The 22,546-nt window shown below is 59.7% G+C and carries 21 protein-coding genes and 1 pseudogene; 6 read left to right on the top strand and 16 right to left on the bottom strand.

Translation table 11 applies throughout. The features are described 5' to 3' along the window. Positions 1–37: 37 nt before the first annotated feature. The 15 genes from rnhB to rpsB form a co-directional block, all read right to left on the bottom strand. The gene (rnhB, locus tag L4G42_RS02505; protein ID WP_122622967.1) at positions 38–679 is read right to left on the bottom strand and encodes a ribonuclease HII; all 642 of its coding nucleotides are present in this window, start codon (positions 677–679) and stop codon (positions 38–40) included. 11 nt (positions 680–690) lie between these two features. Beyond that, entirely contained in the window at positions 691–1,827 is a 1,137-nt protein-coding gene (lpxB, locus tag L4G42_RS02510; RefSeq protein ID WP_237251112.1) for a lipid-A-disaccharide synthase, read from the bottom strand. 2 nt (positions 1,828–1,829) lie between these two features. Further along, the gene (gene lpxA / locus L4G42_RS02515; protein WP_237251113.1) at positions 1,830–2,606 is read right to left on the bottom strand and encodes an acyl-ACP--UDP-N-acetylglucosamine O-acyltransferase; all 777 of its coding nucleotides are present in this window, start codon (positions 2,604–2,606) and stop codon (positions 1,830–1,832) included. Beyond that, the gene (fabZ, locus tag L4G42_RS02520; protein WP_037014232.1) at positions 2,603–3,043 is read right to left on the bottom strand and encodes a 3-hydroxyacyl-ACP dehydratase FabZ; all 441 of its coding nucleotides are present in this window, start codon (positions 3,041–3,043) and stop codon (positions 2,603–2,605) included. The genes lpxA and fabZ overlap by 4 nt, the downstream gene beginning before the upstream one ends. A 112-nt stretch (positions 3,044–3,155) precedes the next feature. After that, entirely contained in the window at positions 3,156–4,211 is a 1,056-nt protein-coding gene (gene lpxD, locus L4G42_RS02525) for a UDP-3-O-(3-hydroxymyristoyl)glucosamine N-acyltransferase (protein ID WP_237251114.1), read from the bottom strand. A gap of 4 nt (positions 4,212–4,215) precedes the next feature. Next, a complete protein-coding gene (locus L4G42_RS02530) occupies positions 4,216–4,719 on the bottom strand; it encodes an OmpH/Skp family outer membrane protein (RefSeq protein WP_037014235.1) in 504 nt (167 codons plus the stop codon). A gap of 46 nt (positions 4,720–4,765) precedes the next feature. Continuing rightward, a complete protein-coding gene (gene bamA, locus L4G42_RS02535) occupies positions 4,766–7,141 on the bottom strand; it encodes an outer membrane protein assembly factor BamA (protein WP_237251115.1) in 2,376 nt (791 codons plus the stop codon). Positions 7,142–7,216: 75 nt separating this feature from the next. Further along, positions 7,217–8,569, bottom strand: coding sequence for an RIP metalloprotease RseP (rseP, locus tag L4G42_RS02540; protein WP_237251116.1), 1,353 nt, complete (start codon positions 8,567–8,569; stop codon positions 7,217–7,219). An 87-nt stretch (positions 8,570–8,656) separates the two neighbouring features. Further along, positions 8,657–9,847 (bottom strand): 1-deoxy-D-xylulose-5-phosphate reductoisomerase, encoded by a 1,191-nt coding sequence (ispC, locus tag L4G42_RS02545; protein WP_237259163.1) that lies wholly within the window; start codon positions 9,845–9,847, stop codon positions 8,657–8,659. Continuing rightward, positions 9,844–10,662, bottom strand: a complete 819-nt coding sequence (locus L4G42_RS02550) for a phosphatidate cytidylyltransferase (RefSeq protein WP_237251118.1) — start codon at positions 10,660–10,662, stop codon at positions 9,844–9,846. The genes ispC and L4G42_RS02550 overlap by 4 nt, the downstream gene beginning before the upstream one ends. After that, positions 10,662–11,417 (bottom strand): polyprenyl diphosphate synthase, encoded by a 756-nt coding sequence (gene uppS, locus L4G42_RS02555; protein ID WP_237251119.1) that lies wholly within the window; start codon positions 11,415–11,417, stop codon positions 10,662–10,664. Before uppS ends, L4G42_RS02550 begins: the two co-directional genes overlap by 1 nt. Positions 11,418–11,433: 16 nt before the next feature. Beyond that, positions 11,434–11,991, bottom strand: coding sequence for a ribosome recycling factor (frr, locus tag L4G42_RS02560; protein ID WP_065989845.1), 558 nt, complete (start codon positions 11,989–11,991; stop codon positions 11,434–11,436). Next, positions 11,988–12,731 carry a UMP kinase gene (gene pyrH, locus L4G42_RS02565; RefSeq protein ID WP_037014256.1) on the bottom strand — a complete coding sequence of 248 codons (744 nt, stop codon included), beginning with the start codon at positions 12,729–12,731 and terminating at the stop codon, positions 11,988–11,990. Before pyrH ends, frr begins: the two co-directional genes overlap by 4 nt. A 222-nt stretch (positions 12,732–12,953) precedes the next feature. Next, positions 12,954–13,817, bottom strand: a complete 864-nt coding sequence (gene tsf / locus L4G42_RS02570; protein ID WP_237251120.1) for a translation elongation factor Ts — start codon at positions 13,815–13,817, stop codon at positions 12,954–12,956. Between the two features lie 188 nt (positions 13,818–14,005). Next, entirely contained in the window at positions 14,006–14,746 is a 741-nt protein-coding gene (gene rpsB, locus L4G42_RS02575; protein WP_037014262.1) for a 30S ribosomal protein S2, read from the bottom strand. 339 nt (positions 14,747–15,085) lie between these two features. Between rpsB and map the strand changes: the two genes are divergently transcribed. From map to dapC, 3 genes are all read left to right on the top strand, one after another. Continuing rightward, on the top strand, positions 15,086–15,868 hold the full coding sequence (map, locus tag L4G42_RS02580; RefSeq protein WP_237251121.1) for a type I methionyl aminopeptidase: 783 nt from the start codon (positions 15,086–15,088) through the stop codon (positions 15,866–15,868). 84 nt (positions 15,869–15,952) lie between these two features. Beyond that, positions 15,953–18,652, top strand: a complete 2,700-nt coding sequence (locus L4G42_RS02585; protein WP_237260485.1) for a [protein-PII] uridylyltransferase — start codon at positions 15,953–15,955, stop codon at positions 18,650–18,652. A gap of 96 nt (positions 18,653–18,748) precedes the next feature. After that, on the top strand, positions 18,749–19,945 hold the full coding sequence (gene dapC / locus L4G42_RS02590) for a succinyldiaminopimelate transaminase (RefSeq protein WP_237251123.1): 1,197 nt from the start codon (positions 18,749–18,751) through the stop codon (positions 19,943–19,945). A 61-nt stretch (positions 19,946–20,006) separates the two neighbouring features. Here the strand turns inward: dapC and L4G42_RS02595 are convergent. Further along, positions 20,007–20,346: pseudogene (locus L4G42_RS02595) on the bottom strand (Na+/H+ antiporter); the annotation flags it as partial. Positions 20,347–20,545: 199 nt separating this feature from the next. On the opposite strand from L4G42_RS02595, the gene L4G42_RS02600 reads away from it, so the two are divergent. The 3 genes from L4G42_RS02600 (at position 20,546) to dapD (ending at position 22,511) form a co-directional block, all read left to right on the top strand. After that, on the top strand, positions 20,546–20,878 hold the full coding sequence (locus L4G42_RS02600; RefSeq protein WP_237251124.1) for a superinfection immunity protein: 333 nt from the start codon (positions 20,546–20,548) through the stop codon (positions 20,876–20,878). A gap of 204 nt (positions 20,879–21,082) precedes the next feature. Beyond that, the gene (locus tag L4G42_RS02605; protein ID WP_237251125.1) at positions 21,083–21,445 is read left to right on the top strand and encodes an ArsC family reductase; all 363 of its coding nucleotides are present in this window, start codon (positions 21,083–21,085) and stop codon (positions 21,443–21,445) included. 31 nt (positions 21,446–21,476) lie between these two features. Beyond that, complete coding sequence (gene dapD, locus L4G42_RS02610) at positions 21,477–22,511, top strand: 2,3,4,5-tetrahydropyridine-2,6-dicarboxylate N-succinyltransferase (RefSeq protein WP_237259165.1); 1,035 nt, start codon at positions 21,477–21,479, stop codon at positions 22,509–22,511. Positions 22,512–22,546: the final 35 nt, after the last annotated feature.

A 22,546-nucleotide genomic window follows, 5' to 3' on the forward strand; every position in this document is an offset into this window, starting at 1 on the left:
GATTGTACCGGCCATTCAGGAAAACATCAGCCTGCGATCAACTGAGTGGCAGCGACATGAAGCCGGTGGAAACCATCATGTCCCGTGCCGCCCAGGCTTGACGGACCGGGCCGAACGAGCGCCGGTGAATGGGCGTAGGACCCAGGCGCGCCAGTGCTTCAAGGTGCACGGCCGTGGGATAGCCTTTATGGCCGCCGATGCCGTAGCCCGGATAGAGCAGCTCCATGCGCGCCATTTCGCGGTCGCGACTGACCTTGGCCAGAATCGAGGCGGCGGCAATGGCCGGTACGTGGGCATCGCCCTGAATGACCGGCGCGCTGGGCACCGACAGCTGCGGGCAGCGGTTGCCGTCGATCAGCGCCAGCTTCGGCGTGATGATCAAGCCTTCTACCGCACGCTTCATCGCCAGCATGGTGGCGTGAAGAATATTCAGCTCATCGATTTCTTCGACTTCAGCCCGCGCGATATGCCAGCACAGCGCCTTCTCGCAGATCTCGTCGAACAGTCTTTCGCGCTTGGCTTCGGTGAGTTTCTTTGAATCGTTCAGGCCAAGAATGGGGCGCTTGGGGTCAAGAATGACCGCCGCGGTGACAACGGCGCCACACAGCGGGCCCCGGCCCACTTCGTCGACACCGGCGACCAGATCCTCGACAAGATTGAAGTCCAGACCCATTTGCATTGATTGCTTGCTCATTGTGAAGGCGCTGCGCCAATCAGGTTCAACACCGCTTCGGCGGCCTGATTGGACGCATCGCGACGCAAGGTTCGGTGAATCGCGTCGAAGCCGGCCGTCTGTGAATCGCCGTTGTCCAGCAACGGCAACAGCGTCTGCGCCAGGGCCTCTGCGGTCGCCGCGTCCTGCAGAAGCTCCGGGACCAGCAAACGCTGGGCCAGCAGGTTCGGCAGCGACACGTACGGGCTCTTCACCATCCGCTTGAGTATCCAGTAAGTCAGTGGCGCCAGACGATAGGCAACCACCATCGGTCGTTTGTACAGCAGCGCTTCGAGGGTGGCGGTCCCGGAAGCGATCAGCACGGCATCGCACGCGGCCAGCGCCACGTGGGACTGGCCGTCGAGCAGGGTCAGCGGCAGTTCGCGCCCTTGCAGCAGTTGCTCAATCTGTTCACGGCGCTGAGGGCTGGCACAGGGCAGCACGAAACGGATGTCGGGACGCGCGGCCAGCAGGCGCTCGGCCGCGTCGAAAAACAGGGCACCGAGGCGCCCGACTTCGCCACCGCGACTGCCCGGCATCAACGCAACCACCGGGCCTTCGCCCAGGGCCAGTTCGGCGCGCGCGGCCAGTTGATCCGCCTGCAGCGGAATGGTGTCGGCCAGCGGATGCCCGACAAAGCGCACCGGCACGCCTTTCTCTTCGTAGAAACGGGCTTCGAACGGCAGCAAGGTCAGCATCAGGTCGCAGCCTTCGCGGATCTTCAGGACACGCTTCTGCCGCCACGCCCACACGGACGGACTGACGTAATGAACGGTCTTGATCCCGGCCTGACGCAGTTTGAGCTCGATATTGAGCGTGAAGTCAGGGGCGTCGATGCCGATGAACACGTCGGGCTTTTCGTCGATGAGGGTCTGCACCAGCAACTTGCGACGGGCGAGTAACTCTTTCAGGCGACCCAGCACTTCCACGAGGCCCATGACCGACAGGCGCTCCATCGGAAAATACGACGTCATGCCCTGGGCTTCCATGAGCGGTCCGCCGACACCGATGAATTCGGCGTCCGGATGCCGCGCTTTGATCGCGCGCATCAAGCCGGAGCCAAGAATGTCGCCGGAGGCCTCTCCGGCCACCAGCGCGATACGCAAGCGAGCCATGGTCAGCGGGTGATGCCGCGAGTCGAGGACTGGATGGACGTGAGGAACAGCTCGACTTCAGGGAACTGCGCAGCGGGTTCGCTCAGCTCGACGATCGCCTGCTCCACGGTCAGGCCCTGACGGTAGACGGTCTTGTACGCGCGGCGCAGCGCATGGATCGCTTCCTCGGAGAAACCCCGACGGCGCATGCCTTCAAAGTTCATGCTGCGGGCTTCGGCCGGGTTGCCGAACACGGTGACGAACGCCGGAACGTCCTTGCCGATGGCAGTGCCCATGCCGGAAAAACTGTGCGCGCCGATGTGGCAGTACTGATGCACCAGGGTGAACCCGGACAGAATGGCCCAGTCATCCACGTGCACATGGCCGGCCAACGCGGTGTTGTTGACCAGAATGCAGTGATTGCCGATGACGCTGTCATGACCGATGTGCGCGTAGGCCATGATCAGGTTGTGGTCACCGAGGGTGGTTTCGGCGCGGTCTTGAACGGTGCCACGGTGGATCGTCACGCCTTCACGGATGACGTTGTGGTCACCGATCACCAGACGCGTCGCTTCACCTTTGTATTTCAGATCAGGCGTGTCCTCACCTACCGACGAAAACTGGTAGATGTGGTTGTGTTTGCCGATCCTGGTCGGGCCGCGCAGGATCACATGCGGACCGATCACTGTACCCTCGCCGATTTCCACACCAGGTCCGACGATCGACCACGGGCCGACCTCCACATTGTCGGCCAGCACGGCCGTCGGATCGATGATTGCGCGAGAGTCAATCAAACTCATAGTTTGCGTTCCGCACAGATGATTTCGGCGGAGCAAACCGGCTTGCCATCCACCGATGCCTGGCATTCGAACTTCCAGATCTGCCGCTTGCAGCTCAGGAACTTCGCTTCGAGGATCAACTGGTCGCCCGGCAGCACGGGCTGGCGGAAGCGCAGTTTGTCGGAGCCGACGAAGTAATACAGGGTGCCATCAGCGGGCTTCACATCGAGCATCTTGAAGCCCAGGATGCCGGCAGCTTGAGCCATGGCCTCGATAATCAGCACGCCCGGCATGATCGGGTGCTGAGGAAAGTGACCGTTGAAGAAAGGCTCGTTGATGCTGACATTCTTGTAGGCACGAATGCTTTTGGTCTCGACATCCAGCTCCACCACACGGTCCACAAGCAGGAACGGGTAACGGTGCGGCAGATATTCGCGGATTTCGTTGATGTCCATCATTTCGAAGGGAAGCCTGTAGTAAAGAGTGGGAGGGCGCGACTAACGCGCGTCACTCCTCTAGCAAATCAAGGAGGCAGTTTATCGGCTGTGCACGCTTGATAAGAAAAAAGTATCAGCCATCAGATGAAGCTTTACCGCCTGAGGTCACTGCCTCGACAATCTTTTCCAGGTGCTGCAGACGTCGCGCCATGTCATCGAGATGACGCATGCGGGCCGCGCTCTTGCGCCACTCCGCCGCCGGCTGCATTGCCGTCCCCGAAGAATACGAGCCGGGCTCGGTGATCGACCGGGTGACCATGGTCATGCCGGTGACGAAAACCCCGTCGCAAATCTCGATATGGCCCACCAGCCCGACACCGCCGGCGAGCATGCAATGCTTGCCGATCTTCGCGCTGCCCGAGATACCGACACACGCAGCCATGGCCGTGTGGTCGCCGATCTGGACGTTGTGAGCGATCTGAATCTGGTTATCCAGCTTCACGCCATTGCCGATGCGGGTATCGTCCATGGCGCCGCGGTCGATGGCGGTGTTGACGCCAATCTCGACATCGTCACCAATGGTCACGCCGCCAATCTGCGCGATCTTCTGCCAGACGCCTTTCTCATTGGCGAAACCAAAACCTTCGCCGCCCAACACCGCACCGGACTGGATGACCACACGCTGCCCGATACGGACGTCGTGATAGAGCGTGACGCGCGGGGCAAGCCAGCCGCCCTCGCCAATCACGCTGCGTGCACCGATGAAGCACTGCGCACCAATGGTCACACCGGCCGCAATCCGTGCACCGCTTTCGATGACCGCATAAGCGCCAACGCTGGCCGCCGGGTCTACGAACGCGTCCGCCGCCACCACGGCAGTCGGGTGTACACCGGCGGTGGCCTTGGGCTTGGGATCGAACAGATGGGAAATACGGGCGTAAGCCAGGTACGGATCAGGCACCAGCAACGCCTCGGCGGCATACCCTTCAGCATCCGCCGGCTTGAGCAGCACGGCAGCGGCGTGGGTGGTCGCGAGGAATTTTCGGTACTGAGGATTGGCCAGAAAACTGACCTGATCAGGACCGGCTTCCTGCAAGGTTGCCAGTCCTGTGATTTGCTTGTCCGCAGGGCCACGCAGGGTGGCACCGAGGAACTCGGCCAATTGGCCGAGTGTGATGGTCGCGGTCATTAACTTACTTCAGCTGATTCATGCGCTCGATAACCTGGCGAGTGACGTCGTATTGCGGCTTGACGTCAATCACGGCACCGCGCTCGAACACCAGGTCAAAGCCGCCTTTCTTGATGACTTCTTCTACAGCCTGGTCCAGCTTCGGCTTGAGTTGCTTGAGCATGTCGCGGTCAGCAACAGCCTTGGCTTCGTTCAGCTCTTTGGACTGGAACTGGAAGTCACGCGCTTTTTGCTTGAAGTCCAGCTCCAGACGCTCGCGCTCAGGCTGGGCCATCTTGTCGCCACCGGCGACCAAGCGATCCTGAATACCTTTGGCGCTGCTTTCCAGCGCTTTCAGCTTGGTCAGCTGAGGACCGAATTTTTTCTCTGCATCCACTGCGTACCGCTTGGCTGCGTCGGATTCGAGCAGGGCCATCTGGTAGTTCAGTACTGCGATTTTCATATCAGCAAATGCCGGGCCTGCGATCAGAACCGTTGCCAGCAATGCCAATTGGGTCAACTTACGCACGATGTAACTCCTACAGAATCCGTTGTCGTTAGCAGTGATCAGACCCTTAGAAGGTCTGACCGAGAGAGAATTGGAAGACTTGGGTTTCGGTGCTGTCGTCCGGTTTCTTGACCGGCAGGGCCAGTGCAAAACTCAACGGACCCAGTGCAGTCACCCATGTCACGCCCACACCGACGGAGCTTGCGAGGCCGGAAAGATCAGGGCTCTTACATTCGACTTTCTGGTTATCGGTCGTGAGCCTTTTGTTACTGCAGTTGGTGTCAAAGGTGTTACCCACGTCCCAGAAAATCGAAGTACGCAGCGAACGCTGGTCCTTGATGAACGGCAGCGGGAACAGGATTTCCGCACCGCCGGTGATCAGGACGTTACCACCGAACGGCAGCGGATCCTGGTCCGGGTCAGCGGTGGTGCCCCGCTTCTTACCGTCACTAGGCGTGCTCCGCGGACCCAACGTGCTGTCTTTGAAGCCACGGACCGAATTGAAACCACCGGCGTAGTAGTTCTCGTAGAACGGCAGACCGGACGTCGAACCATAACCGTCGCCGTAGCCCAACTCTGAGTGCAGACGGAGGGTGTAGGTGTTGGTGATCGGGTGGAACAACTGGCCGCGATAATCAAGCTTGTAGAACGACAGGTCGCTGCCCGGAATGGTGGTTTCCAGGGTCAGGCTCTGGGAGCTGCCACGGGTCGGCAGCGTACCTTTGTTCAGGGTCGACTCGGACCAGCCCACCGACGCCTTGAAGTTGGTGAAGCTGTCGCCTTCCTTGTCGATGAAGTCGAAGATCTCGTCAACGGTGTACTTACCGGTGCTGATTTCATCCTTCTGTACCGACAGGCCGTAGTTCAGGCGAGAAGTTTCGCTGATCGGGTAGCCCATGTTGATGCCGGCACCAAGGCTGTCGACCGAGTAGCTCGCCACGTCGACGTCGAGGTCACTGTAGTCAGTCTTGCGATAGAACGCGCTGTAGCCGAGGCTCACACCGTCCGGCGTGAAATACGGATCGACGTAGCTGAAGTTGTAGCGGGTCTGGTATTCACTTTTGGTCAAACCAATGGTGACCTTGTTACCCGTACCCAGGAAGTTGTTCTGGCTGATGGAGCCACCGAGGATCAGACCGGCGCTTTGCGCAAAGCCGACACTGGCGGTGATCGAACCGGACGCCTGCTCTTCAACGGCGTAGTTCACGTCGACCTGATCGTCGGTGCCAGGCACCGCAGGGGTCTCAACGTTCACTTCCTTGAAGAAGCCCAGACGGTCAAGACGGGTCTTGGACTGGTCGATCAGGTAAGTGGAAGCCCAGCCGCCTTCCATCTGGCGCATTTCGCGACGCAGCACTTCGTCCGCCGTCTTGGTGTTGCCACGGAAGTTGATGCGGTTGACGTAAGCGCGCTTGCCCGGATCGACGGCGAAGGTAATGTCGACGGTGTGATCTTCATCGTTCGGCGTCGGAACGCCATTGACGTTGGCGAAGGTGTAACCCTCGTTACCCAGACGGCGGGTGATCAGCTCGGAGGTCGTGGTCATCACCTTGCGGGAGAACACCTGGCCCGGCTTGACCAGCAGCAGCGATTTGACCTGATCCTCAGGGACCTTGAGGTCACCGCTCAGCTTGACCGACTTGACGCTGTACTTCTCGCCTTCATGAATGTTGACGGTGATGTACACGCTCTTCTTGTCGGGCGTGATGGATACCTGGGTCGAGGCGATATCCATGTTGATATAGCCGCGATCGAGGTAGTACGAACGCAGACGTTCCAGGTCGCCGGAGAGTTTCTCACGGGCATACTTGTCGTCGTTCTTGAAGAAGGAAAGCCAGTTGGTGGTCTTCAGTTCGAACAGATCAACCAGATCGTCTTCGGGGAAGACCGAGTTACCCACCACGTTGATGTGCTGAATGGCAGCGACCGCGCCTTCGTTGATGTTGATCTTCAGACCCACACGGTTACGCGGCTGCGGCACGACTTCGGTGGCGACTTCTGCAGAGTAGCGGCCCTGTGCAACGTACTGACGTTGCAGCTCGTTGCGGACGCCTTCCAGCGTAGCGCGCTGGAAGATTTCGCCTTCGGCCAGACCCGACTGCTTCAGACCCTTCATCAGGTCCTCAGTGGTGATCGCTTTGTTGCCTTCGATCTCGATACTCGAAACCGACGGACGCTCGACAACTGTGATGACCAGGACGTTACCGTCGCGGCCCAGCTGGATGTCCTGGAAAAATCCGGTTTTGAACAGCGCGCGAGTTGCGTCGACAAGACGCCCATCATCGGCCTGTTCACCCACGTTCAACGGCAGCGCACCAAACACGCTGCCGGCGGAAACCCGCTGCAGACCGTTGACACGGATATCGGAGATAGTGAAGGACTCGGCGTGAACTTCGGCGATCATCAGTACGGCAAGAACCGCAGTTAGCAGCAGACGTTTCATGAAGTCCTTTCTTATTCCAACTGGCAATAAACAAACTGCCGCAAAATGCGGCAGATTCACAATTCGGCGTAGCTTTTACAGTCGTCCCAGATCGTTGACCAGTGCGAGCAACATCACTCCAACCACTAGACTGATACCGATCTGGACCCCCCAGCCCTGCACCTTCTCTGACAGTGGTCGACCACGCGCCCACTCGATCAGATAAAACAGCAAGTGCCCCCCATCCAGCACTGGTATGGGCAGCAAATTGAGAACACCCAGGCTTATGCTCAGATAAGCGAGGAAATTCAGGAAGTCACCTACGCCTGACTGGGCCGAAGCGCCCGCCACTTTAGCAATGGTTATCGGTCCGCTCAAGTTTTTTACCGAGAGCTCGCCGAACAACATTTTCTTCAGCGAATCGAGGGTCAGCACGCTCATGGTCCAGGTACGCCGCGCGCCTTCTGCGACGGCGGCTACAGGGCCGTAGCTGACCTCGCGCAACATCTCCGGCGGCCAATCCACGCCTTTCACGCCGGCACCGAGATACCCGGTTGCCGCAGTGCCTTCGCCGCGTGTCACCAGATCGACGGGCACATCCAGCTGCGCGCCGTCACGCTCCACGCTTACTGAAATCCGCGTATCGGGATGGACACGAACCCAGTCAACGACCTTCTGCCATTCGTCGACAGGCTCCTTATTGAGGGCAAGCAGGCGGTCGCCGGTTTTCAGCCCGGCGGTTTGTGCGGGGCCTTTCGGATCGAGCTCTGCCAGAACCGGCGGCAGAGCCGGACGCCACGGGCGAATACCCAGCGAACGAATCGGGTCCGGCTCGGCTGCGCCTTTGAGCCAGTCGTTGAGCACCAGCGAACGCGGAGTTTCGACGTCAGAACCCTGTTCGCGAACCTTCATCGCGATGCTGCCGCTCTCACCCAGTCGACGCACCAGTTGCAGGTTCACGCCCGCCCATCCGGTGACGGCCTCGCCATCAACCGAGACGATTTCCTGACCGGAACTCAGCCCGGCCTTTTCCGCAATACTGCCTGGCTCGACGCCGCCCACGACAGGTCGGACCTGCTGGCTGCCCAGCATTGCGAGTACCCAGAAAAATACAATCGCCAGTAGAAAGTTGGCGACCGGGCCGGCAATCACGATGGCGATGCGCTGATAAACCGACTTGCGGTTAAAAGATTGATCAGCCAGCTCGGGGGGAACGTCACCCTCCCGCTCGTCGAGCATTTTCACGTAGCCGCCGAGCGGAATCGCCGCGACGACATATTCGGTGCCCTTGCGATCACTCCAGCGCAGCAGCGGCATGCCAAAGCCCACCGAGAAACGCAGGACCTTGACGCCACAGCGACGCGCTACCCAGAAATGACCGAATTCGTGAAACGTCACTAGCACGCCCAGCGCAACCAGGGTGCCGACAATCATATATAGCGCGCTCATCGCTGCTCTCCGGGTACCGATCTAGCGGTGCGTTGAAGCCCACATTGCCTGCGAATCATAGAAAACATGACCGCCTGAACAGACTGCCTAGCGACCATTGCGATCCAGCCACTGCTCGGCCAGAGTGCGGGCACGTGCATCGATCTCAAAAACCGTCTCCAACTCGGACACGGCGACGACAGGCTCAAGGTTCAAAACCTCGTCGATCATACTCGCGATTTCCGGATAGCGAATGCGCTTGTCCAGAAACGCCGCGACCGCGACTTCATTGGCCGCGTTCAGAACCGCAGGCGCACTGTCGCCCGCCTCAGCAGCTTGCCGCGCCAGACGCAGGCATGGGAAGCGCACTTCGTCCGGTGCTTCGAAGTCCAGCCGCGCGATGCTGAACAGATCCAGCGGCGCAACGCCCGAGTCGATGCGCTCGGGCCAGGCCAGCGCGTGGGCAATCGGCGTGCGCATGTCGGGATTACCCAACTGCGCCAGCACCGAGCCGTCGACGTAATCGACCATCGAATGGATCACGCTCTGGGGGTGAATCACCACCTCGATCCGCGCGGGCGTCGTGTCGAACAGCCAGCAGGCTTCAATCAGCTCAAGGCCCTTGTTCATCATGCTGGCGGAATCGACGGAGATCTTGCGGCCCATGGACCAGTTGGGATGAGCGCAGGCCTGATCCGGGGAGACGTGCTCCAGCTCGGCGAGCGGCGTCTGACGGAACGGGCCACCGGATGCGGTTAGCAGAATGCGTCTGACGCCGACCTTCTCGAGACCGCTTTCGTAATCACGCGGCAGGCACTGGAAGATCGCGTTGTGCTCGCTGTCGAGCGGCAGCAGTACCGTGCCACTGCGGCGAACAGCCTGCATGAACAAGGCGCCGGACATGACCAGCGCTTCCTTGTTGGCCAGCAAGACTTTCTTGCCCGCCTCGACAGCGGCAAGGGTCGGGCGCAAACCGGCGGCACCGACAATCGCGGCCAGCACGGTATCCACCAGAGGGTGCGCAGACACTTCACAGAGCCCACCCTCCCCGACCAGCACGCGGGTGTCGAGACCGGCCACGCGCAGGTCGTCCTGCAACTGCCGGGCGGCGGCCGTCGTCGGCACAACGGCGAACTGCGGGGTATGACGAACGCACAGCGCCAACAGCTCGGCCAGTCGCGTGTAACCGGTGAGCGCAAACACCTGGTAACGCGCCGGATGCCGCGCGATGATGTCCAGCGTGCTTAACCCGACCGAGCCCGTTGCACCGAGCACGGTAATGAGCTGAGGCGTACTCACATCACGCCCCAGTCCTGGGCAGCCCAGAGCAGCAAGGCGAACACCGGAATGGCGGCGGTCAGGCTGTCGATGCGATCCAGCACACCACCGTGGCCCGGCAGCAGGTTGCTGCTGTCCTTGACCCCGGATTTGCGCTTGAACATGCTCTCGGTGAGATCACCAACGACCGAGATCAGCACGACAATCGCCGCACATACCAACGCGAAGATGATTTCACCCAGCGACCAGCCGCGGTAGACACCCACCACCGCAGTGATCACCAGGCACGCCACCAGACCACCATAAAGGCCTTCCCAGCTTTTACCCGGGCTGACCTTCGGCGCCAGCTTGCGCTTGCCGAACGCCTTGCCGGAGAAGTAGGCGCCAATGTCGGCACCCCACACCAGAATCATCACCGAAAGGATCAGCCAGTTGCCCAACGGCATTTGCTTGATCAGCACCAGACCCTGCCATGCCGGCAGCAGTATCAGCAAACCGATCAGCAGTTTGCAGATGGCACTGGACCAGTACTCGCTGGACTCGGGATAGGTGAGCACCAGCCAGGTTGCCGCCAGCCACCAGATCAGCGCCGCCACCAGCAACCATGGCGCGAGGTCAGGCAGCAGATACAACAGAAACAGCAGCGCAGCGACCACCACGGCGTACAGAACGCGGGCCGATTGCGCCTCGAAGCCGGAAAGACGGGCCCATTCCCAGGCGCCGAGCACGACGACCGCGCCGATGAACAATGCAAAGCTGCCGCCTGCCAGCAAGAAGAAACCGCACAAGGCCAGCGGCGCAAGGATCAGCGCAGTGATGATTCGTTGTTTAAGCATTAAGCGCGGGCTCCAGCTTCTACCTGCTCGCTGGTTTTCCCGAAGCGGCGTTGGCGAGAAGCGAAATCGGCCAGCGCAGTGCGCATGGCTTCGTGTTTGAAGTCCGGCCAGAACAGGTCGGAGAAATACAGCTCGGCATAGGCCAGCTGCCAGAGCAGGAAATTGCTGATGCGGTGCTCACCGCCCGTGCGGATGCACAGGTCGGGCAACGGCAGGTCGCCGGTGGCGAGACACGTTTGCAGCAACTCAGGTGTGATGTCGTCCGGCCGCAGATGACCTGCCTGAACTTCTCGGGCCAGGCGCTGCGCAGCCTGAGCGATATCCCACTGACCGCCGTAGTTGGCGGCAATCTGCAGGACGAAGCGGCTGTTCTCAGCCGTGCGCTGCTCGGCTTCGCGGATGGCGGCCTGAAGCTCAGGGTGAAAGCGCGAACGATCACCAATGATGCGCAGGCTGATGCCGTTCTCGTTCAAGCGCTTGGTCTCGCGACGCAACGCCGTGAAAAACAACTCCATCAACGCGCCGACTTCTTCAGCCGGGCGCTGCCAGTTTTCGCTGGAAAACGCGAACAAGGTCAGCACCTCGACCTTGGCCTCGGCACAGACTTCAATCACCGCACGAACAGCGTCAACGCCAGCCTTGTGGCCTGCTACACCGGGTAGCAGGCGCTTCTTCGCCCAGCGGTTGTTCCCATCCATGATGATCGCGACATGACGCGGCACCGATGCCGGCGCAGCCAGCTTTGTCTTATCCATGAAAGCTTCCCGGCCCTTATACGGCCATCAGGTCCGCTTCTTTGGACTTGGTCGCGGCGTCGATGTCCGCCTCTGCCTTGTCCGTCAGCTTCTGGATGTCGGCAGCAGCACGGCGCTCTTCGTCTTCACTGATTTCCTTGTCCTTGACCAGCTTCTTCAGCTCACCCAACGCGTCACGGCGGATATTACGCACGGCAACGCGGGCGTCTTCTGCGGCGCTGCGTGCCTGCTTGGTGAAACCCTTGCGGGTCTCTTCCGTCAGGGCAGGCATGGAGATCAACAGCATCTCGCCCAGGTTGGTCGGGTTCAGATTCAGGCCAGCGCTCTGGATGGCCTTGTCGACCGCAGAGAGCATGTTGCGCTCGAACGCCACGACCTGCAGCGTACGGGAGTCCTTCACGGTCACGTTGGCGACGCCGCTCAACGGGGTGTCGGAACCGTAGTACGGCACCATCACGCTACCGAGAATGCTCGGGTGCGCCTTGCCGGTGCGGATCTGGCCGAATGCATGGGCCAGGGACTCAAGGGATTTTTTCATCCGCTCTTGAGCGTCTTTCTTGATTTCGTTGATCATTGTTCGCCTTCCTCGATCAAAGTACCTTCCGCGCCGCCATGCACAATGTTCAGCAGGGCGCCGGGCTTGTTCATATTGAAGACACGCAGTGGCATCTTGTGGTCACGACACAGACAGATGGCTGTCAGATCCATTACACCCAGCTTGCGATCCAGCACTTCGTCATAGGTCAGACGATCGAACTTCTCGGCATGCGGGTCCTTGAATGGATCGGCAGTGTACACACCATCGACCTTGGTTGCTTTCAGCACGACATCAGCGTCGATCTCGATCGCGCGCAGGCACGCTGCCGAATCCGTGGTGAAGAACGGATTGCCGGTACCGGCGGCGAAGATCACGACTTCCTTGGCATTCAGGTGACGCATGGCTTTGCGACGGTCGTAGTGATCGGTCACGCCCACCATGGAAATGGCTGACATCACGATGGCCGAGATATTGGCCCGCTCCAGCGCGTCACGCATGGCCAGCGCATTCATCACGGTGGCCAGCATGCCCATGTGGTCGCCAGTGACCCGGTCCATGCCGGCCGCGCTCAGCGCTGCGCCGCGGAACAGGTTGCCACCACCGATGACCAGACCGACCTGAACGCCGATGCCGACCAACTGACCGACTTCAAGGGCCATGCGATCCAGCACCTTGGGGTCGATGCCGAACTCTTCCGACCCCATCAGGGCCTCGCCGCTGAGCTTGAGTAGAATGCGTTTATAGCGAGCTTGATAACCACTGCCCTGCTGAGCCATTGCGAATCTCTCCTGCGGCGTTTGAAAAAAATCGTTCGAGTTGCGGGCCGTTTTCGACCTGCGCTAACTCTAGGTCACTGCTTCAGGGAATTGCAGCCTCGTAGGCCCAAACCCCTGCAAAAACAAATTCCGTGCAGCAATAACAATTCCGCGTACCGCTTTGACAAAGAGGCTGCGCGCGTTAGCGGGCAGCCTCTTCGGGGCGACAGTTGGAAAACCGTCTTATTGCTTGCTTGCAGCTACTTGAGCAGCGACTTCTTCAGCGAAGTTGTCGACTGGCTTCTCGATGCCGTCGCCTACTTTGAAGTAGGTGAAGGAAACGATTTCAGCGCCGGCTTTCTTGGCCAGTTCACCGACCTTGATTTCCGGGTTCTTGACGAACGCCTGCTCAACCAGACTGGCTTCAGCCAGGAACTTGCTGATACGACCGCCAACCATCTTCTCGGCGATTTCAGCAGGCTTGCCTTTCAGCTTGTCTTCGTTCAACTGCAGGAAGACGTTCTTCTCGCGCTCGATCGCTTCTGGCGAAACGTCCGAAGGCAGCAGGAACTCAGGGTTGGTCGCCGCTACGTGCATGGCGATGTCTTTCGCCAGCTCGGCGTTGCCGCCCTTGAGAACGACAACTACGCCGATCTTGTTGCCGTGCAGGTACGAACCCAGCACGTCGCCTTCGATGCGAGCCAGACGACGGATGTTGACGTTCTCGCCAACCTTGCCGACCAGAACCAGACGATCAGCTTCCTGCGCTTCAACCAGAGGTTCAACGGTGGTCAGCTTGTCAGCGAAGGCTTTCTCGACGCTTTTAGCGACGAATGCCTTGAAGTCGTCCTGCAGAGCCAGGAAGTCGGTCTGGGAGTTGACTTCGATCAGGACTGCGGCTTTACCGTCGTCCTTGATGGCAATGGCGCCTTCAGCAGCAACGTTGCCTGCTTTCTTGGCTGCTTTGATTGCGCCCGAAGCACGCATATCGTCGATGGCTTTTTCGATGTCGCCGCCAGCCTTGGTCAAGGCCTTTTTGCAATCCATCATGCCTTCGCCGGTACGCTCGCGCAGTTCTTTGACCAACGCTGCAGTAATCTCTGCCATTTCAAAATCCTCTTGGATAGGTCTTCAACCATTCCACCCGCAATACGGGCGTTCAAATTCTTGAAAATCCATGGTGACTGCTGCACATGACAATAAGATCGATGGCAACGTCAGATGGTTTTCGAGGTGGCAAAAAGGGGGCCAAGCCCCCTTTTTTGCGTACTGAGTCAACGCCAGGCGTTTGTTACTCAGCCTTCAACAGTTGCCGCTGGAGCTTCTTCAGCGTAAACGTCGGTGCCGCCAGCATTGTTGTTGCGACCACGGATCACAGCGTCAGCCATCGAACCCATGTACAACTGAATGGCGCGGATTGCGTCATCGTTGCCCGGGATGATGTAGTCAACGCCTTCAGGGCTGCTGTTGGTGTCGACAACGCCGATGACCGGGATACCCAGCTTGTTGGCTTCGGTGATCGCGATGCGCTCGTGATCAACGTCGATAACGAACAGAGCGTCTGGCAGACCGCCCATGTCCTTGATACCACCCAGGCTACGATCCAGCTTTTCCAGATCGCGAGTACGCATCAGCGCCTCTTTCTTGGTCAGCTTGGTGAAAGTGCCGTCTTCTGCCTGGATTTCAAGATCACGCAGACGCTTGATGGAAGCGCGGATGGTCTTGAAGTTGGTCAGCATGCCGCCCAACCAGCGGTGATCGACGTACGGCGAACCGCAACGTGCTGCTTCTTCAGCAACGATCTTGCCAGCGGAACGCTTGGTGCCGACGAACAGGATCTTGTTTTTGCCCTGAGCCAGGCGCTCAACGAAAGTCAGCGCTTCGTTGAACATAGGCAGGGTTTTTTCAAGGTTGATGATGTGGATCTTGTTGCGCGCGCCGAAAATGTATTTACCCATTTTCGGGTTCCAGTAACGGGTCTGGTGACCGAAGTGCACACCGGCCTTCAGCATATCGCGCATGTTGACTTGGGACATGATAGTTCCTTGATAAGTCGGGTTAGGCCTCCACGTATCCCAATGACCAACCAGCGGCTTGAGCCGAAGGCACCCAGGTCATCGTGTCGACACGTGTGTGGGTTAGAGCTTTCGGGGCAGACCCCGTAAAGCGGCGCATTTTATATCACAAAAGACCGGATAACGGAACTCGAAATAAGAGCCTGTTTTTCCGACGCTTTTGTCCCCCTCGTGCCTGCGGTCGGATACCCGGCCCGCGTCGATGGAGGACGCGATGATAACCCGCCTGACGACGGTCTGGTAGAATCGCGTTTTTTCCGTATCAAGCCGTGGCGACGCCGCGCCGAGAGAGCCTGTTTAATGACCGTGACACTGAAAACCCCCGAAGACATCGAAAAGATGCGCATTGCCGGCCGCCTGGCTGCGGACGTGCTGGAAATGATCGGCGCCCATGTAAAGCCTGGCGTGACCACCGACGAGCTGGACCGCCTCTGCCACGATTACATCGTCAACGAACAAAAGGCCATTCCGGCGCCGCTGAATTACAAGGGTTTCCCGAAATCCATCTGCACCTCGATCAACCACGTGGTTTGCCACGGCATCCCGAACGAGAAGCCGCTCAAGAATGGCGACGTGCTGAACATCGACGTGACCGTCATCAAGGACGGCTACCACGGCGACACCAGCAAGATGTTCCACGTAGGCAAAGTGCCTGAGTGGGCCGAGCGTCTTTCGCGCGTCACGCAAGAGTGCCTTTATAAAGGCATCGAAGTGGTTAAGCCCGGCGCGCACCTGGGCGATATAGGCGAAGTGATCCAGAAGCACGCCGAGAAAAACGGCTTCTCGGTCGTCCGCGAATACTGCGGCCACGGCATCGGCAGGGTGTTCCACGAAGAGCCACAAGTGCTGCACTACGGCCAGGCCGGCGACGGCATGGAGCTGAAAGAAGGCATGACCTTCACCATCGAGCCGATGATCAACCAGGGCAAGGCCGACACGCGTCTGCTGGGCGATGGCTGGACAGCCATCACCAAGGATCGCAAGCTGTCGGCGCAATGGGAGCACACCATTCTGGTGACCGCGACCGGCTACGAAATCTTCACCCTGCGCAGCGATGACACCATCGCCCGCACCTCGGCCTGATCGCGAAGTCACTCGCCATTGTGGTCGGTACAGCCAGCACGGTCGGTTTAGCACGGTCGGTATAGATAGAAGGAAAGCAGTTCGATGCCGCAGGTGGACCCAGATTTGTTCGATCGCGGCCAGTTTCAGGCCGAGCTGGCACTGAAGGCCAGCCCCATACCCGCCTTCAAGAAAGCCATTCGTCAGGCGCGCGAAGTGCTGGACGGACGCTTCAAGTCAGGCCGGGAAATTCGCCGACTGATCGAAGACCGTGCCTGGTTCGTCGATAACATCCTGCAACAGGCCTGGGATCAGTTCGACTGGAGCGAAGACGCCGACATCGCCTTGCTGGCGGTCGGCGGCTACGGTCGTGGCGAACTGCACCCCTACTCCGACATTGATCTGCTGATCCTGCTGGACAGCGCCGACCATGAAGTTTTCCGCGATTCCATCGAGCGCTTTCTGACGCTGCTGTGGGACATCGGCCTGGAAGTCGGTCAGAGCGTGCGCTCGGTGGACGAATGCGTCACCGAAGCCCGGGCCGATCTGACCGTCATCACGAATTTGATGGAGAGCCGCACAATTGCCGGTCCCGAGCGACTGCGTCAGCGCATGCTCGCCGTCACCAGCACTCGCGAAATGTGGCCGAGCAAAGAGTTCTTCCTGGCCAAACGCGCCGAGCAGAAGAACCGTCATCACAAGTATTTCGACACCGAATACAACCTCGAACCCAACGTCAAAGGCTCGCCCGGCGGGCTGCGCGATATTCAGACCATTCTCTGGGTTGCCCGTCGCCAGTACGGCACGCTGAATCTGCACGCACTGGCCGACGAGGGTTTTCTGCTGGAAAGCGAAAACGCGCTGCTGGCGTCCTCCCAGGAATTTCTCTGGAAGGTCCGTTACGCGCTGCACATGCTCGCCGGTCGTTCCGAAGACCGTCTGCTGTTCGATTACCAGACCAGCATCGCGCGCCTGCTGGGCTACGAAGACAGCGACGCCAAGCTGGCCATAGAGCGCTTCATGCAGAAGTACTACCGGGTGGTCATGAGCATCGCGCAGCTCAGCGACCTGATCATCCAGCACTTCGAAGAAGTCATCCTGGCGGACGACGAAGGCACGGTCACCAAGACGATCAACTCGCGCTTCCAGCTGCATGACGGCTACATCGAAGCGACCCATCCGAACGTCTTCAAACGCACGCCGTTCGCGATGCTCGAGATCTTCGTGCTGATGGCGCAGCGCCCGGAAATTAAGGGCGTGCGGGCCGACACCATCCGGCTGCTGCGGGAACACCGCTACCTGATCAACGACGATTTCCGCAACGATATCCGCAACACCAGCCTGTTCATCGAGCTGTTCAAATGCGAGATCGGCATCCACCGCAATCTGCGGCGGATGAACCGTTACGGCATTCTCGGGCTGTACCTGCCGGAGTTCGGCCACATCGTCGGGCAGATGCAGCACGACCTGTTCCACATCTATACGGTCGATGCCCACACGCTGAACCTGATCAAGCACTTGCGTAAGCTGCAATACACGCAGGTGTCAGAGAAATTCCCGCTGGCCAGCAAGCTCATGGCCAAACTGCCCAAGCCCGAGCTTATTTATCTGGCCGGGCTTTACCACGACATCGGCAAGGGCCGCGGCGGCGATCACTCGGAACTGGGCGCGGTGGATGCCGAAGCGTTTGGCATTCGTCATCACCTGCCCAATTGGGACACCCAGCTGATTGTCTGGCTGGTGCAGAACCATCTGGTGATGTCGACCACCGCCCAGCGCAAGGACTTGTCCGACCCGCAGGTGATTCACGACTTCGCCCAGTTCGTCGGCGATGAAGTGCATCTGGACTACCTCTACGTGCTGACCATCGCCGACATCAACGCGACCAACCCGACGCTGTGGAACTCGTGGCGTGCCAGCCTGTTGCGCCAGCTGTACACCGAGACCAAGCGCGCGCTCAAGCGTGGGCTGGAGAACCCGGTCGACCGCGAGGAGCAGATCCGTCGCACGCAAAGTGCCGCACTGGATATTCTGGTGCGCAGCGGCACTGATCCCGACGACGTCGAGCAATTGTGGTCGCAGCTGGGTGATGACTATTTCCTGCGTCACACCGCAGGCGACGTGGCCTGGCACAGCGATGCGATTTTGCAGCAGCCCGCCGATGGCGGCCCGTTGGTGCTGATCAAGGAAACCACCCAGCGCGAGTTCGAAGGCGGCACGCAGATCTTCATTTATGCGCCCGACCAGCACGACTTTTTCGCCGTGACCGTGGCGGCGATGGACCAGCTGAACCTGAACATTCACGACGCCCGCGTCATCACGTCCACCAGCCAGTTCACCCTCGACACCTACATCGTGCTCGACAGCGAAGGCGGTTCAATCGGCGAAAATCCGGAGCGCATCAAGGCCATTCGCGAAGGCCTGACCGAGGCGCTGCGCAACCCCGACGATTACCCGACCATCATCAAGCGCCGGGTACCGCGTCAGCTCAAGCACTTTGCCTTCGCGCCCGTGGTGACGATTTCCAACGACGCGCAACGGCCGGTCACGGTGCTGGAACTCAGTGCGCCGGATCGACCCGGGTTGCTGGCGCGACTGGGCAAGATCTTCCTGGAGTTCGATCTGTCATTGCAGAACGCCAAGATCGCCACGTTAGGCGAACGTGTGGAAGACGTGTTCTTCCTGACCGATGAAAACCACCAGCCGCTGTCCGACCCGCAACTGTGCCGACGCCTGCAGGATGAAATTGTCGAGCAGCTCAGCGTCAATCCCGAGCCCGGCAGCGAGTTGCGCATCAGCATTTGAACCCGCCAGGACGGCGCGACTTAACGACTTGATTCAACGGCGCCCTGCCACATCGTGAACACGAGTGCGGGCGCACAGCCTTGAGAACGATTCGACATGAATAACGCCCTGCAGCAGCTTCAGCCCTACCCTTTCGAGAAACTTCGCGCGTTGCTCGGTGCCGTCACGCCAAATCCGGACAAACGTCCGATCGCCCTGTCGATCGGCGAACCCAAGCACAAATCGCCGGAGTTCGTCGCCAAGGCGCTGGCCGATAACCTCGATCAGATGGCGGTCTACCCGACCACAGCCGGGATTCCTGCGTTGCGTGAAGCCATCGCCAAATGGTGCGAGCGCCGTTTCAGCGTGCCTGCCGGCTGGCTGGATGCAACCAGACACGTGCTGCCGGTCAACGGCACCCGCGAGGCGTTGTTCGCGTTTACCCAGACGGTCGTCAATCGCAGCGACAACGGTCTGGTGGTCAGCCCCAACCCGTTCTACCAAATCTATGAAGGCGCGGCGTTTCTGGCCGGCGCCACCCCGCACTATCTGCCGTGCCTGGCCGAGCACGGTTTCAACCCGGATTTCGATGCCGTCAGCGCTGACGTATGGGACCGCTGCCAGATTCTGTTTCTGTGCTCGCCAGGCAACCCGACCGGTGCGCTGATCCCGCTGGAAACCCTGAAGAAGCTCATCTCCCTCGCCGACAAGCACGATTTCGTGATTGCGGCGGACGAGTGCTACAGCGAGCTGTATTTCGACGAAGCCACCCCGCCGGCAGGCCTGCTCAGCGCCTGCGCGGAACTGGGTCGTCAGGATTTCAAGCGCTGCGTGGTGTTCCACAGCCTGTCCAAGCGCTCGAACCTGCCGGGCCTGCGTTCAGGTTTCGTCGCCGGCGATGCCGAGATTCTCAAGGCGTTCCTGCTCTACCGCACCTACCACGGCTGCGCGATGCCGGTGCAAACGCAACTGGCGAGCATCGCGGCCTGGAGCGACGAAGAACACGTGCGCGCCAACCGCACGCTGTACCGGGAAAAGTTTGATGCCGTGCTGGAAATCCTCAGCCCGGTCATGGACGTGCAACACCCGGACGGCGGTTTCTATCTTTGGCCCAGCGTCGGCACGGACGACGCGAACTTCTGCCGGGATCTGTTCGTCACCGAACACGTGACGGTGGTGCCCGGCTCGTACCTGTCCCGCGATGTCGATGGCTTCAACCCCGGCGCGGGCCGGGTGCGCATGGCACTGGTTGCACCGCTGGCCGAGTGCATCGAAGCCGCGCAGCGCATCCGGAATTTCGTGACGAGCCGTTGATCCCCCGCTGACACTCTACGCACTGAGGCCAGCCTCCAGCCTCAGTGCGCCAGACCCACTGCACCCACAACGTACCCGCGAGCGTTACCGCACCACGCACCCGCCTTGGTCCTCATCAATGACGAACGGGTCGACAGATCAAGGGGCCGGTCGCACCTGTCGCGCCAGCGCCGGATCTGAATGATTAGCTGCAAGACGCTTTGCACCCAGATATAACGCAACACCGCCAGCACGACGAAGATCGCCAGCACATCAAGGCAACACCACAACAGTGTCGGCCACAGGGTGGCTTCGTGGTGGGTGACGGTGGCGATGATGTCCGGCAGTTGTAGATCGAGCAGCAGGACGACCAGGCCGATGAACGCAAATTCCAACAGGGTCCACACGCTGCGATTGAGCAGCTAGCGCCCAAGCGCCCTATATTTCAATCCGGTGAAATGCGGCGATCTGCAGGCTTTTTTGTGCGCATCGGGCATTTTCCCAGCACGTTTCAATCCCTATCGAGCCTGTCCGTAGGAAGGTTTTCAAGCGTCGGATCTTTCGGTCAATATTTGATCCATCAGGTATAGGGTAAGCGGCAACACCAAGGAGCTTGAAGCAATGCAAACCGACCACAACATCATTCCTGCACTTATCGGATTTCTCATCTTCATAATCTTTTACTTCGCACCAACATTAAACGCGCGGAGCAGGAAACATCCCAGCTACGCCGCGATTTTTTTGGTAAACCTCCTGCTCGGCTGGACAATGATCGGGTGGCTTGTAGCGATTATGTGGTCTGCGTCAGATTTCAAGTTTTCAGGGAGGGCTTTCTCGGGTATCACCCCTCATATGAAGTACTCGCAGCTGGAGAGTTTGGCGTCTATGAAGGAACGTGGGTTTATCACAGATGAGGAATTTGAAATGGAGAAAAAGAAGCTGTTGGATAGTTGAGTCAAAGGACTCAAGGTGCCCCGCTTAGCGGCTGCAACGGTCATGCGGTTCTGATACATAAGTCGTGGCCAGCCGTTTTCGGCACAGGTCGCGGTTCACAATCCCTGGTCCAATAGACAAAGCGTCGGCCCGCCGCGCTTACCCTGCGTGTACGTGGCATAATCCTCCACCGTTTTTTTCAACCGTCCCGAAAGGAGCAGGCCCATGGCCAAGGAAACCCACACGTTGCACCTGTTTGGGATCAAGGCGTGCGACACAATGAAGAAGGCGCGCACCTGGCTCGACGAAAAATCGGTGAACTACGATTTCCACGACTACAAGACCCAGGGCATCGATCGCGAACCCCTGACCCGTTGGTGCAACGAGCATGGCTGGCAGACGGTGCTCAACCGCGCCGGCATGACCTTTCGCAAACTGGACGAGGCGCAGAAAGCCGACCTCGACCAGGAAAAGGCCATTGAGCTGATGCTCGCTCAGCCCTCGATGATCAAGCGCCCGGTGCTGGATCTTGGCGATAAAACCCTGATTGGTTTCAAACCCGAACTGTACGCTGCGGCTATCGCCTGATTGAGATAGCCCTAAATAACGAGGTATCTGCATGTCCACTTCTCTGTTCAGCCTGGCCTTTGGCGTTGGCACACAAAACCGTCAAGGCACTTGGCTGGAAGTTTTCTACGCCCTGCCGCTGCTCAACCCGTCGGCTGAAATCGTCGCCGCCGTCGCGCCTATCCTGGGCTACACCGGTGGCAATCAGGCCATCGCATTTAATACCGATCTTTCCTCGCGTCTGGCCAATGCCCTCAAAGGCATCGACGACACTCAGGCCGCGCTGCTGACCCGACTGGCCGAAAGCCACAAGCCGCTGGTGGCCACGCTGCTGGCTGAAGACGCCGCGCTGACGTCCACCCCCGAGGCTTACCTCAAGCTGCATTTGCTCTCCCATCGTCTGGTCAAGCCCCACGGTTTGAGCCTGGCCGGTGTGTTCCCGCTGCTGCCGAACGTCGCGTGGACCAGTCAGGGCGCCATCGACCTGGGCGAACTGGCCGAGCGTCAGCTGGAAGCCCGCCTGAAAGGCCATCTGCTGGAAGTCTTCTCGGTGGACAAATTCCCGAAGATGACTGACTACGTGGTGCCGGCCGGTGTGCGCATCGCTGACACCGCGCGCGTGCGTCTGGGTGCCTACATCGGCGAAGGCACCACCGTGATGCACGAAGGTTTCGTCAACTTCAACGGCGGCACCGAAGGCCCGGGCATGATCGAAGGTCGTGTGTCGGCTGGCGTATTCGTCGGCAAGGGTTCGGACCTGGGCGGCGGTTGCTCGACCATGGGCACGCTGTCGGGCGGCGGCAATATGGTGATCAAGGTCGGCGAAGGCTGCCTGATCGGCGCGAACGCCGGCATCGGCATTCCGCTGGGCGATCGCAACACCGTTGAAGCCGGCCTCTACGTCACTGCTGGCACCAAGGTCGCGCTGCTGGATGACAAGAACGAGCTGGTCAAGGTCGTCAAGGCCCGTGAGCTGGCTGGTCAACCGGACCTGCTGTTCCGTCGCAACTCGCAGACCGGCGCGGTGGAATGCAAATCCCACAAGTCGGCCATCGAGCTGAACGAAGCGCTGCACGCTCACAACTGATCGATGCTGCGTGCGGGTTCGGGCTCCCCCGGGGC

Origin of the sequence: Pseudomonas petrae (assembly GCF_021728295.1) — a bacterium.
GTDB lineage: Bacteria > Pseudomonadota > Gammaproteobacteria > Pseudomonadales > Pseudomonadaceae > Aquipseudomonas > Aquipseudomonas petrae.

Excerpts from the sequence above, each read along its gene's own strand:
- rnhB (WP_122622967.1), bottom strand. The coding sequence starts at position 679 with ATGCAAATGGGTCTGGACTTCAATCTTGTCGAGGATCTGGTCGCCGGT.
- lpxB (WP_237251112.1), bottom strand. The coding sequence starts at position 1,827 with ATGGCTCGCTTGCGTATCGCGCTGGTGGCCGGAGAGGCCTCCGGCGAC.
- lpxA (WP_237251113.1), bottom strand. The coding sequence starts at position 2,606 with ATGAGTTTGATTGACTCTCGCGCAATCATCGATCCGACGGCCGTGCTG.
- fabZ (WP_037014232.1), bottom strand. The coding sequence starts at position 3,043 with ATGATGGACATCAACGAAATCCGCGAATATCTGCCGCACCGTTACCCG.
- lpxD (WP_237251114.1), bottom strand. The coding sequence starts at position 4,211 with ATGACCGCGACCATCACACTCGGCCAATTGGCCGAGTTCCTCGGTGCC.
- bamA (WP_237251115.1), bottom strand. The coding sequence starts at position 7,141 with ATGAAACGTCTGCTGCTAACTGCGGTTCTTGCCGTACTGATGATCGCC.
- rseP (WP_237251116.1), bottom strand. The coding sequence starts at position 8,569 with ATGAGCGCGCTATATATGATTGTCGGCACCCTGGTTGCGCTGGGCGTG.
- L4G42_RS02550 (WP_237251118.1), bottom strand. The coding sequence starts at position 10,662 with ATGCTTAAACAACGAATCATCACTGCGCTGATCCTTGCGCCGCTGGCC.
- uppS (WP_237251119.1), bottom strand. The coding sequence starts at position 11,417 with ATGGATAAGACAAAGCTGGCTGCGCCGGCATCGGTGCCGCGTCATGTC.
- frr (WP_065989845.1), bottom strand. The coding sequence starts at position 11,991 with ATGATCAACGAAATCAAGAAAGACGCTCAAGAGCGGATGAAAAAATCC.
- pyrH (WP_037014256.1), bottom strand. The coding sequence starts at position 12,731 with ATGGCTCAGCAGGGCAGTGGTTATCAAGCTCGCTATAAACGCATTCTA.
- tsf (WP_237251120.1), bottom strand. The coding sequence starts at position 13,817 with ATGGCAGAGATTACTGCAGCGTTGGTCAAAGAACTGCGCGAGCGTACC.
- rpsB (WP_037014262.1), bottom strand. The coding sequence starts at position 14,746 with ATGTCCCAAGTCAACATGCGCGATATGCTGAAGGCCGGTGTGCACTTC.
- map (WP_237251121.1), top strand. The coding sequence starts at position 15,086 with ATGACCGTGACACTGAAAACCCCCGAAGACATCGAAAAGATGCGCATT.
- L4G42_RS02585 (WP_237260485.1), top strand. The coding sequence starts at position 15,953 with ATGCCGCAGGTGGACCCAGATTTGTTCGATCGCGGCCAGTTTCAGGCC.
- dapC (WP_237251123.1), top strand. The coding sequence starts at position 18,749 with ATGAATAACGCCCTGCAGCAGCTTCAGCCCTACCCTTTCGAGAAACTT.
- L4G42_RS02600 (WP_237251124.1), top strand. The coding sequence starts at position 20,546 with ATGCAAACCGACCACAACATCATTCCTGCACTTATCGGATTTCTCATC.
- L4G42_RS02605 (WP_237251125.1), top strand. The coding sequence starts at position 21,083 with ATGGCCAAGGAAACCCACACGTTGCACCTGTTTGGGATCAAGGCGTGC.
- dapD (WP_237259165.1), top strand. The coding sequence starts at position 21,477 with ATGTCCACTTCTCTGTTCAGCCTGGCCTTTGGCGTTGGCACACAAAAC.